This window comes from Photobacterium sp. WH77, from assembly GCF_022014395.1.
GTDB classification, from domain to species: Bacteria; Pseudomonadota; Gammaproteobacteria; order Enterobacterales; family Vibrionaceae; genus Photobacterium; species Photobacterium arenosum.
The window spans coordinates 77,187-88,472 of record NZ_JAKLTE010000020.1 but is presented as its reverse complement, the minus strand read 5'-3'; the positions used below and the strand labels follow the sequence as shown (position 1 = coordinate 88,472).

Annotated in this window: 8 protein-coding genes and 1 pseudogene; 3 read left to right on the top strand and 6 right to left on the bottom strand. The window is 50.7% G+C overall.

The features are described 5' to 3' along the window. Nucleotides 1-190, top strand: a pseudogene (locus L6J37_RS17435) (hypothetical protein); the annotation flags it as partial. A 278-nt stretch (nucleotides 191-468) separates the two neighbouring features. Here L6J37_RS17435 and L6J37_RS17430 read toward each other — a convergent pair. The 4 genes from L6J37_RS17430 to L6J37_RS17415 all read right to left on the bottom strand — a co-directional run bounded on the left by L6J37_RS17430 (nucleotide 469) and on the right by L6J37_RS17415 (nucleotide 4,415). Then, nucleotides 469-1,218 (bottom strand): AAA family ATPase, encoded by a 750-nt coding sequence (locus tag L6J37_RS17430; RefSeq protein WP_192015358.1) that lies wholly within the window; start codon nucleotides 1,216-1,218, stop codon nucleotides 469-471. Between the two features lie 140 nt (nucleotides 1,219-1,358). After that, the gene (locus L6J37_RS17425; protein ID WP_269093544.1) at nucleotides 1,359-2,645 is read right to left on the bottom strand and encodes an NAD(P)/FAD-dependent oxidoreductase; all 1,287 of its coding nucleotides are present in this window, start codon (nucleotides 2,643-2,645) and stop codon (nucleotides 1,359-1,361) included. Further along, complete coding sequence (locus L6J37_RS17420) at nucleotides 2,645-4,027, bottom strand: NAD(P)/FAD-dependent oxidoreductase (RefSeq protein WP_237796057.1); 1,383 nt, start codon at nucleotides 4,025-4,027, stop codon at nucleotides 2,645-2,647. Before L6J37_RS17420 ends, L6J37_RS17425 begins: the two co-directional genes overlap by 1 nt. Beyond that, nucleotides 4,020-4,415 (bottom strand): (2Fe-2S)-binding protein, encoded by a 396-nt coding sequence (locus tag L6J37_RS17415; RefSeq protein WP_330872807.1) that lies wholly within the window; start codon nucleotides 4,413-4,415, stop codon nucleotides 4,020-4,022. The genes L6J37_RS17420 and L6J37_RS17415 overlap by 8 nt, the downstream gene beginning before the upstream one ends. A gap of 200 nt (nucleotides 4,416-4,615) precedes the next feature. Between L6J37_RS17415 and pyrC the strand changes: the two genes are divergently transcribed. Both pyrC and L6J37_RS17405 read left to right on the top strand, forming a co-directional pair. Continuing rightward, nucleotides 4,616-5,647, top strand: a complete 1,032-nt coding sequence (pyrC, locus tag L6J37_RS17410; protein ID WP_192015355.1) for a dihydroorotase — start codon at nucleotides 4,616-4,618, stop codon at nucleotides 5,645-5,647. 139 nt (nucleotides 5,648-5,786) lie between these two features. After that, nucleotides 5,787-7,022, top strand: a complete 1,236-nt coding sequence (locus L6J37_RS17405; protein ID WP_237796056.1) for a cation:proton antiporter — start codon at nucleotides 5,787-5,789, stop codon at nucleotides 7,020-7,022. 101 nt (nucleotides 7,023-7,123) lie between these two features. Here the strand turns inward: L6J37_RS17405 and L6J37_RS17400 are convergent, their stop codons facing one another. Both L6J37_RS17400 and L6J37_RS17395 read right to left on the bottom strand, forming a co-directional pair. After that, nucleotides 7,124-10,198, bottom strand: coding sequence for an efflux RND transporter permease subunit (locus tag L6J37_RS17400; RefSeq protein WP_218383137.1), 3,075 nt, complete (start codon nucleotides 10,196-10,198; stop codon nucleotides 7,124-7,126). After that, nucleotides 10,198-11,286 (bottom strand): efflux RND transporter periplasmic adaptor subunit, encoded by a 1,089-nt coding sequence (locus tag L6J37_RS17395; RefSeq protein WP_192015352.1) that lies wholly within the window; start codon nucleotides 11,284-11,286, stop codon nucleotides 10,198-10,200. The genes L6J37_RS17400 and L6J37_RS17395 overlap by 1 nt, the downstream gene beginning before the upstream one ends.

Below are 11,286 nucleotides of genomic sequence, written 5' to 3'. Positions count from 1 at the left end.
AGAAGGAAAACATCACCATATCCACTCAACCCAGCATCCCATCCTTGAACGGCTCGGTTTTAATACAGCTTCATGGTTGAATATCTGCACCAAGATAGCAACAGGCCCCCTCATTGGCACCACCTCGTCAATTCAAGCTGTTTTGCCGAAATTGAACCGGCAGCGCCGAACCGGTGTACAGCTCCCTTAACCCATTCACAGCAAACAGATCCTCAACAGCGATACATTCGTATGCTGCTGCTCGCCTGGAAATCATGCCAGAGGTATAAAATCTCACTTTGCATTCCAGCACGCTGTAAATCGGTACTTTTAACAGCGTTTTATAAGCAACTCACCAAATTCAGTGAAGAGCCTGATGGCTTTACATTTTGTATGACTGTCCTTGCTTGCACTTTCTTTAAGGTGTCTGTCCTTGCAATCCCTGTCCCCAAGCACATTAACGTGACTGTCCTTATAATTGGCAATTCGTTAATCGACAAACAGCTCATCAAGCATGGGTTGGGGGTTATTCAGAAAAGCTTTCGTAATCGCGTAGTGTTCCGTCTCTTCATATTTCACCGGGTGAATGCCGGAAGGGCCAATCTGATAAATCAGAGCGCCGGGGTACGCCATGATCATGGGAGAATGGGTAGCAATAATGAATTGTGATTGATCCTGAACCAGCTGATGCATTCGACTGAGCACAGATAGTTGGCGCATAGGAGATAAAGCGGCTTCAGGCTCGTCCAGTATATATAAGCCCTTACCGCCAAACCGCTCGACCATTAATGACAGAAATGACTCGCCATGCGACAGTTGATGAAGGGAAACACCGCCGTATGAATCAATCACAGGCGGCCCGAAACCTGGTGCTTCGTCCAGTTCATCAATATGGGTCGAGACATTGTAAAAACTTTCAGCCCGGAGAAAAAAGCCGTCCTTATAACGCCTGAACGACTTGTTGTAACGGATAGACTTATACAATTCAGAATGCGTACTTCGGGTCGAAAAATTGAAATTCTTCGTTCCCCCCTCTGCGTTGAACCCCATACCGACAGCAATAGCTTCCAGTAAAGTTGATTTACCGCTGCCATTTTCACCAACAAAAATAGTGACCTCCGGACTGAAGTCGATTTTATCCAGGCCTTTTACTGCCGGAATACAAAACGGATAATGGCTAAAAGAGTCAATTTTCTCTCGTTTCAGCTGAATATCTCTTAAGTATGGTAAAGGTTCCATTATCTGAATCTAATGTCGAAATAATCTGAATTTAGCCGCAGAAACTCCTAAGATTCAAGGGAAATCACCTGTTGTGATTGCATTGATTCGAAAGCGCTGTAGTTGCACAGCACCACCCTTGCTGTCCATTTCGGGAACGGTCATGAACTGGGTATCCTGTTCACAGAAGTTGAGCCCGCTGTAGCTGAATAGGCTGCACCAGCCTTTTCAACATTACCGTGCAAAAAACGCTCGTACAGAAATGGGCTGATATCCACACTGGTTGGTTCGCCACGTACCAGTTCATTCAACAACTTACCGGTAATCGCAGAGGTCAGCATACCTGTTCTGAAATGACCGCAAGCCGTCAGATAACCCTCAATACCGGGTACTGGCCCCAGAATGGGCAACTCGTCCGGGGAACCGGGACGCAATCCGGCCCAGCAGCGTTTAATATTCATGTCGCGCAACTGAGGAATCGTCTTCATCGCGCCCTGGGCCAATGATTTAAGCTGGTTCAAATCTGTGCGGGTGTCATAGCCACACTCTTCAGTGGTTGAACCAATCAGGATCTCGCCATTGTCTTTCTGCGCAATATAACAGTCACTGGTGGTAATGCAGCTATTGAGTATTTTGGGCAACCTTTCAGACACCAGCACCTGTCCTTTTACCGGGAAAACTGGCATCTGCATGCCCGTCGCCCACACGTTGATCTGCTCAGCCCATGCCCCACCTGCATTAATGACCATACCGGTGCTTAATTTACCCCGGGACGTCTGCACGCCCGTTACACGGTTACCCTGTCGCTCAATCGCTGTGATCGAGGTATTAAGGTACAAATCCACCCCGTTCTGGCGCGCGGCTTCGACATAAGCATCGTTCAGACGATAAGGGTTGATCTGGTGGTCGGTATCGAACTCCATTGCGCCAATGGCATCCGGTGCTATATTCGGCTCTTCTTCCAGTAACGTGGCTTTATCAAGCCAGCGAATGTGTTGCTGGCGATCTGGCACAGCAGCCGCAATATGTTCAGCATAAATACGATCGTATTGATCAAACAGAACGAACTTCAGCCCTGTTTTTTCAAATTTCATATCAACACCGTGTTTCTCCAGCAGCTCCTGATTTAAAGCCGGATACATAGCATTTGACATCATCGCCAGGTCAAAAAAAGGCTTAGGCATGATATGCGGCTTCATGGCTGAAGCACCCGATACGTCCGCCCCTTCCTGGAGTTGTTTTGACAGCGTCTTAAACAGAATGACCCCGCACCCCAACCCCGTTGATTCGCCCATTGCCCACAATCCGCCGGCAGAGGCGCGGGACGCATTGCCCGTTTTTTTGAAATCAACCAGCGCAATATTCAGATCCCGGTTACGGCTCAACGCGAAGGCCACCGCACTGCCGATAACTCCGCCACCGCAAATTACCACATCATAGTGCTTCATTATTCGTTCTCCATGGCAGCAAAAGGGATGGGATCTAATGGGAATCTGACTCGAAACTGGCCCTGTTCACGGTGAAAGCCTTCATTTGCTAGCCTGTCATAGCAATAATGACTACAGGTTTTCCCCTGACAGTCTCCCATGGTGACACGAGTACGCATTTTCAGGCTTATGCTATCCCGGCAGCCTTCGGCAATCGCTTTGTCTATATCAGAACGCTTTACCTGCTCGCAGCGACAAATTACAGTCTCGGCGTCGGGCAGGTTCAACAGCCCTTTTTTACGCTGATTAACGCGGTCAAAAGCGCCACGAAAACGGTACAAACGCTTGAGCGTCTTCTGCAGGTCAGAGAGGCGTTCCGCTACATTGGCCACTTTGTCCGAGTACAACTCTGCCACCAATGCCAGAGCCGCAATCTGACCTTCCACAATGGCGACATCCGCCCCGGCAAAACGGGCAGAGTCACCGGCACAAAAAATATTCGGGCGGCTACTGCGCTGATATGTATCTGTTACCGGAATCAGTCCGCTGAATTCATCCACTCTTACCTCAAGATCCATTAACTGAGCCAGCTGGGACCGGGACACAAAGCCGTAACCCACGCCCAGTAAATCGGCCTCTATCCATTGCATTTTCTGCCGATCAGCTTCCCAGTTGCTGTTATAGGGTGCAACGGCCACACGCTCCAGACTGACACTGCCTTCCGCTTTCACTATCCCCCAGCCATAGTTCACCGGTACTTGATGCAACCTGAGATAAGCAAGCAGCGACAGACCTTCCAGTGCTATCTGCGGACGATTAAGCAACGCGACCACCTCCTTACTCATCTCACTAAAAGATGCGGCGTCATAAACACCTTTCACTTCGACTCCTGAGCGGAGAAGCTGACAGGCAAGCAGTACCAATAACGGGCCTGTCCCTGTGATTACTGCCTGCCGACCAGGGCGGACCAGTCCGCTCTTGAGCTGTAACTGGATACCACCAGCCAGCATCACACCCGGTAACTGCCAACCCGGAAAAGGAATACTCCGTTCCTGACAGCCCGTCGCCAGAAACAAATAGTCAAAATCCTGAGCAGAAAGCCTGCCATGGTGGGACAGCAGCAGTTGGCTGCCGGCTAACGGGCCAAGTACCCGCGTTTCGGTCAGGAATTCGATATTGTGCTGGTGCTCCGTCACTAGGGCCTGCTGTAACGTTATGTTCTTCTGCAGGCTTTCATCCAGATGCGGCATGGCTTGTGTTGCCCGCCAGGGTCCGCGATAGATAACACCGCCGGCTTTTGGCGACTCGTCAATGACTGTTGACCGTATACCAAATGCCGACAAAGTAGTTGCTATCGACATACCAGAAGGGCCGGCACCGACAATCACGATATTCTCATACATGTTTGCTGTCCCCTTCGATAACCCGATTGCGACAGGTGCGGATTGTCATGTTGGGCTGGACAAGTGTCTGGCAGGCACGCTGCTTATGACGCCCATTAATTTCGACCAGGCAGCAATGGCAAACGCCCATACCGCAAAAAGCCCCTGAAGATGCGCCAAAATCGTTTTTCATCAAACGCCTGAACTCACTGGCTAATAGTGTGCTCAAGACACTTTCACCGGGTACGGCTTTCACCTCAATATCATTCACTAATACACAAAACGGGCTGTCTTTTAGCGGCGTAATATCTTGTGTTCTGGTTATAGATGCCATTTTATACTCTGTCTTTTGTAGGTAAGGTAAGAACTGCCAATGGAATGCACTTAATTTTATTGAAACCATAGTCATATATACGCTACCACTCAGCCAGATTCTGTGATTGTTTTCGATCAATGTTTCGTGAGATCAGACGATGCATAACCGCACCACCATCACAGACAAGGCAAATGATGTAAACGATTGCGGTTTGGTCAGGTAATTAGGGAATACGGCTTTACTTAGTCACGCCATACTTTTAGAATCGGGCGAATTTTTTGGAGGGAGCTATTATGACGTCGATCACTATCACACGTCCGGACGACTGGCACGTACACTTGCGCGATGGCGATGTACTGAAGGATACGGTTCGGGACATCAGCCGTTATATGGGGCGGGCTATCATCATGCCTAACCTTGTTCCTCCCGTTACCGATACCTCTGCCGCTCTTGCTTACCGTGATCGCATTCTGGCTGCTCAGCCAAGTGAAACATTCTCTCCTTTGATGGTGCTATACCTCACCGATAACACAACACCTGACGAGATTCGCAAAGCCAAGGCCAGCGGTCATGTGTACGCGGCAAAGCTCTACCCTGCCGGAGCAACCACTAACTCTGATTCAGGCGTCACCGACATCAACAAGCTGCTGCCCACCATGGAAGCCATGCAGGAACTGGGCATGCCGCTGCTGATTCATGGCGAAGTGACTAAGCACGATGTGGATATTTTTGACCGCGAAAAAGTCTTTCTTGAAACTGTACTGGCACCTATCGTCGCTGCCATGCCAAACCTGAAAGTGGTGCTTGAACACATTACCACCAAAGATGCGGTCGACTTTGTCAACAATGCCGGGCCAAACGTGGGGGCAACAATTACCGCCCACCATTTGCTCTATAACCGTAACCATATGCTGGCTGGCGGTATCCGTCCGCACTTTTACTGCCTGCCTATTTTAAAGCGCAATACTCATCAGGAAGCACTGATTGCAGCAGCAACCAGTGGCAGCAACAAATTTTTCCTGGGCACAGATTCAGCACCGCATGCAAAAGGCCAAAAAGAAGCCGCCTGTGGCTGTGCCGGCTCTTATACAGCACATGCTGCCATTGAGCTGTACGCAGAAGTTTTCGAGCTGGCAGGCGCACTCGACAAACTGGAAGGTTTTGCCAGCCACAATGGTCCTGACTTCTACGGCCTGCCTCGCAATCACGACACTATCACCCTGACCAAACAAAGCTGGGCGGTGCCGGACACCATGGAATTCGGCGCCGATCAGGTTGTGCCTATCCGGGCCGGTGAACAAATCAGCTGGAAAGTGGCTCAGTAACCTGCTACGCCATCGAAATAAGGCTCCTGCATCGGAGCCTTATTCTCATCCAATCTGTTCTCACTTCAAACAATCCGCTTGCTTCATTCTCCAGCACGATTAAAGTATAAAAAACAATCACTTTTTTGGAGAGGTGTCTGTGACTGGTTATGAATCTATCCCTTCACTTGTCATTTTCGCCGTACTGGGCTGGGTCGCCCTGAACGCCATCTTTTTCTTTTCTCACCGCTGGCGGCTGTTTTCAGACATTACCTGGATCCTCCTGCTGGGACTGATCTACGGCGCGGTTTCCGCAATGCCAGATTCCAATTTGCCAGATCTGGTACTGGAGCCGCATGTTGTGCTGTATCTTTTCGTGCCGCTGCTGGTATTTTCATCCACCCAGTGTATTTGCCTGTTTCATTTCAGGCAGGTGCTGATTCCTGCGTCGCTGGCCGGCTCCTTAGGCATATTGATCAGCATGTTTGTGATTGCGGCCGCCATACACTGGCTGCTCGGGGTGCCCTTCATGCCTGCTTTATTGTTCGGGGTCATCATTTCCGCCACCGACCCTCTGGCCATCAGCGCCTTATTCAAAGATAACCAGAGCGTGACCGAAAACCAGAAACTGCTGATTGAAGGGGAGTCCATACTGAACGACGGTTTTGTGGTCACTGTCGCCAGTATTCTTTCGATAGTGATTTTCAGCGGTACTGAATTTGATTTGACAAGCAGCAGCCTGAGTTTAGTGTCACATGTGGCGGGGGCTTTGGCTGTCGGTACAGTGCTCGGGCGTGGCGCTCGCTGGCTGCTGACTTTACTGCATGAGCGGCATTACACCTTAACAACCAATATCACGCTGGCATTGGCATATGGCAGTTTTGTGCTGGCAGAAGAAATGCATTTTTCCGGAATTCTGGCCGTGTTTGCCGCGGCACTGGCTTACGGTTACAAGCCTTATCAGGATGATGCCAATCATCTTGCGCATCAGGAGATCTGGGAGTATCTGGATTATGTTGCCAACGCGATGCTTTTCTTCCTGCTCGGTTCCAGCGTGTTTACCCTGCTATCTCCCGATACCCTGTCCGCCGTTATCATACTGTTATCCATAGTGCTGCTTTTTTCGGCGCGGTTTATTTCGCTTTGGCTGATGCTGCCTGTCCTGCGTATAGATTCGAAAAAACTGTCGCGGCTTGATTTCTGGTTGCTGAATTTCTCAGGTGCACGCGGTGCGGTATCCATTGCCCTGATCCTGATGCTGCCGGCAGACTTCAGCTACAAGCCTTTGTTTCTGACGATGGCAATCAGCATGATTCTGTTTTCTCTGATTGTTTATCCGGTTATTACCAAGCGTATGCTGGCACAGAGCAGCACCACCCGTGAGTCGGTGTCATAACACCCTCTTTACCACCGTCCGCCCCGCGAATGCGGAGAGGACGGCAGGTGGTGGTGTTGAGAGAATCAGCATGAAAGTACTAACCAGGCTGATTCTCTGGTTTAGCCCTCACGGCCCGGCAACGGGACGCTGTGGAATAAGCGATACAGCACAGGCACCACAATCAGAGTCAGTATGGTCGCAAAGCCCAGGCCGAACATGATGGTTACTGCCATCGGCTTAAAGAACACATCCGGCAAGAGCGGAATCATACCCAGAATAGTGGTGATCGCTGCCATACAGACTGGACGAACCCGGCTGACGGCGGCATCTACCACCGCCTGGTATTTGTCTTTGCCGCTGCTGATTTCGATTTCGATCTGATCCAACAGCACGATACCGTTTTTCACCAGCATGCCTGACAAGCTCAAAAAGCCCAGCAGCGCCATAAAGCCAAACGGGGTGTTCAGCAACAACAGGCCGGAAGCCACCCCAATCACCGCCAACGGCACAGTCGCCCACACTATCAGCGCCTCTTTCACCTTGTTAAACAGGAAGATAGTGATCAGGAACATCATCAGGTAGCCCATTGGCATCGAGCTGAACAACGACGCTTTCGCATCGCCGGATGACTCGTACTCCCCGCCCCACTCCAGCGCATAGCCCGGTGGCAGGTCCAGTGAATCAATCGCTGGCTGAATTCGCTTTTGCACCGTCGCGGCAGTTTCATCCCCAAGCGGATCGGGGTCAGCCATGACTGTCAGTACCCGCTTTCTGTCTTTACGCGCGATGAGCGGATCTTCCCAGCGCAGATTCACAACCGAGACCACTTGCTGCAATGGCACATAGCCCTGTACCGCCGGACTCCAGATTTTCATACCTTCAATGGTACTGATATCAACACGCTCCTGCTCCGGCAGTCGGGCAACAATCGGCATCAGGGTAGTACCCTCGCGGTAGATACCTACCGACAGGCCGGAAAACGCCATTTGCAGCAGATCATCGACATCTTTTTTGGTGATACCGTAACGGCGGGCCTGACTTTCATTGAAGACCGGCTCCAGCACTTTGGTGCGCTCTCGCCAGTCATGACGTATGTTGGCTGTGCCTGCATCAGCCCGCATGATATCAGTGACTTCTTTGGCCAGACCGCGAAGCACAGTCGGATCGGGGCCGATCAGGCGGGCTTCAATTTTGGCGCCAGAAGACGGGCCAAGCATGATTTGCTTGAGCTTGTATTCGACATTCGGGAAACCTTTGCCAATGATCTCCTGAACCTGAGACATAGCCGGCAACACATCATCAAACTGCTTCACCCGAATAATCAGCTCACCGTATGCGGCATAACTTTTTTCGGGTGAATAGGTCAGCATAAAGCGCTGCGAGCCTTTACCCGCACTGGTGCTGACATAATCAATACTGTCATCTTGCTCAATTTGCTGCTGCAGTTGTTTCAGCGCATCATTCGTCGCCCGGATATCTGTCCCTTCAGGCAACCAGATATCCACCATGAACATAGGCGACGTTGAAGCGGGGAAGAAAGATTGCTTAATCAGTGTGAAGCCGTACAGGCTCACCCCCAGCATGACCACCAGCGATATCACAGTCAGCCAGGCGCGCCGCATACAAAGCTCAAGGAACTGTCGGTACAAGACAAAAAACTTGCCTTTGTACGGGTCGTCATTTTCTTCGTCACTTTCAGCCTCTTTTTGCGATTTAAAGAACAGATCAGCGAAGAAAGGCGTCAGAGAAATAGCCGTGAACCAGCTCAGCATCAGAGAAATAAGCAGTACGGTAAACAAAGTACGGGTGTACTCACCGGTCGAATCCTGCGATAAACCGATAGGCGCAAACGCCATGACAGCAATTACGGTCGCGCCCAGGAGCGGCCACTTAGTTTGTGTGACTATGTCAGACGCCGCCTGCAGTCGGGTTCGCCCTTTCTGCAAACCAATCAGTATGCCTTCAACCACCACAATGGCATTATCAACCAGCATCCCCAGAGCAATGACCAGCGCCCCCAGTGAAATGCGCTGCAAGTCGATAGCCATCCATTTCATAAACACAAAGGTGGCAAGCACGGTTAACAGCAGAATCAGTCCGATAAGAAGACCGGATCGCAATCCCATGAAGAACAGCAGAACAACAATAACAATCACAACGGCCTGGCCCAGGCTCACCACAAAACCGCTGACCGATTTATCCACTTCTGTCGGCTGGCTGTACACCACGCCGATATCTATGCCCACCGGCTGCTGCACTTTCAGTTCAGCCAGGCGGCTCATTACACGCTTACCGCCTTCGACCACATTGATACCGGAAACAAAAGAGATCCCCAGGTTCAAAGCTTGCTTACCGTTATAGCTGACCAGGTTATCCGGGACTTCCTTGAATCCGCGTTCAATCGTGGCGACATCTCTGAGGTAAATCAGCCCCTGAGAGCCGGAGTCTTTGATGATCAGATCGCCCAGCGCATCCACATTCTGGAATTCACCTGTGGTCTGAACACGGATATATTCATCCCCGACGCGAATGGCGCCGGCGCTGGTCACCAGATTCTGCTGCTGCAAGGTGCCATAAATCGTCTGCGGTGAGATACCCAGATTACTGAGCCGCTGCATGGAGATTTCAATAAATACCTGCTCCTGCTGCGTGCCCGTGACCTGTACTTTACCCACACCATCGACCAGCTCCAGCTCCCGGCGAAGGTAATCCACATAATCGTTTAACTCACGGTAGGTATAGCCCTCCCCGGTCACAGCCAGCAGAATACCGTACACATCACCAAAGTCATCCACCACTTTTGGGGTGCCGACACCGGGTGGCAGGCTGGGTTTCAGGTCATTAACCTTACGGCGCAGTTCATCCCAGATCTGCGGCAGATCGTCCGGACCATAATTATTTTTCATGGTCACTGTGATCTGAGACAGATCCCGGCTTGAAATGGAGTTCACTTCATCCACGTAAGGGAGCTGGCCGATGGCTTTCTCTATCGGATAGGTCACCTCTTCCTCAACCTGCTGTGCTGTCGCACCAGGATACGAAGTCACCACCATGGCATCTTTGATCGTGAATTCAGGGTCTTCCAGTCGGCCTAATTCCAGAAATGCCATTGTCCCGCCGATCAGAAAGATCAGGGTCAGCATCCAGCTGATGACTTTATTTTTAATAAAGTATGTAGCTATATCCTGTTTCATTATTTGGCTGCCTCCTGATCCACAACAGTCACATGCTGACCATCACGGAGGCGATTAACGCCTTCAGTCACAATCACGTCGCCTTCCTGTAATCCGGACACAATACGCACACCATCCGGGACGACTTTATCTGTCACAATCTGGCGCTTTGTCACTGTATTACCATCATTGACTATCCACACGAATTTATTGGCAGGGTTGATAGCATCGCCATCTTCATTGAACACGGCACTGAGCGGGATCACCGCTTCATCCGAGCGATAAATCTGCATTTTTTGTCCGTCCACTTTTACCTCAACCGAAGTGCCATCAAGAATGAACTGCTCTGTCGGCATAGGCATAGTGAGTGTCACCTTGAAAGAGCCCAGCTCTGGATCCGGCTCTGTCGTAAACTCTTTCAGATGCGCCGTGTATTCTGTCCCGTCATCCAGCGTGACTTTTATTCCTGGCTGCTTATGATGCACTTGTCTGGCGGTGTTTTTTGAATAAATCATGTCCGGAGCCTGGATCAGGATATCCACGTCAGTCGCGCTATGGATATTCATGACAGCCTCGCCCACCTGGACATTTTCAAACTGCTCAACAGGCACACGAGAAATCACCCCGCTGAAAGGGGCGTGTAATGTCGTAAAGGTCAGACGCAGCTTGGCAAGATTGAGCTTTGCCAGCGCAATTTGCCTTTGAGCAGCCAGTTCATCGAACTGCGACTGGGCCAGATATCCCTGCTTAACCAATTTTGCCGAGCGGCGATACTGACTGTCCGCCAGACTGAATTTCGCCTGCGCATCATTGACTGTCAGTTGGTAATCAGTCGGATCAAGTTGCGCCAGCAACTGGCCTTTTTTCACAAACTCGCCTGGCTTCACGTTGACCTTGATCACTTCACCGGAGAGACGGAAAGACAACACAGATTTATCTGCAGCAGCAGCGACAGCCGGGAAAGATAAAATCGGTGAACTTTGTTCCAGTCCAACCTGGTGGACACTCACAGACTGTGAAGCCTTTGACTCAGACTGCAACTCCTGACCACAACCAAAGAGTAACCACGGCAATACCCAAAAAGCTGAACGTAATAAGGTTCTTTTCAT

Excerpts from the sequence above, each read along its gene's own strand:
- L6J37_RS17415 (WP_330872807.1), bottom strand. The coding sequence starts at position 4,415 with ATGACTATGGTTTCAATAAAATTAAGTGCATTCCATTGGCAGTTCTTA.
- L6J37_RS17430 (WP_192015358.1), bottom strand. The coding sequence starts at position 1,218 with ATGGAACCTTTACCATACTTAAGAGATATTCAGCTGAAACGAGAGAAA.
- L6J37_RS17400 (WP_218383137.1), bottom strand. The coding sequence starts at position 10,198 with ATGAAACAGGATATAGCTACATACTTTATTAAAAATAAAGTCATCAGC.
- L6J37_RS17425 (WP_269093544.1), bottom strand. The coding sequence starts at position 2,645 with ATGAAGCACTATGATGTGGTAATTTGCGGTGGCGGAGTTATCGGCAGT.
- L6J37_RS17420 (WP_237796057.1), bottom strand. The coding sequence starts at position 4,027 with ATGTATGAGAATATCGTGATTGTCGGTGCCGGCCCTTCTGGTATGTCG.
- L6J37_RS17395 (WP_192015352.1), bottom strand. The coding sequence starts at position 11,286 with ATGAAAAGAACCTTATTACGTTCAGCTTTTTGGGTATTGCCGTGGTTA.
- pyrC (WP_192015355.1), top strand. The coding sequence starts at position 4,616 with ATGACGTCGATCACTATCACACGTCCGGACGACTGGCACGTACACTTG.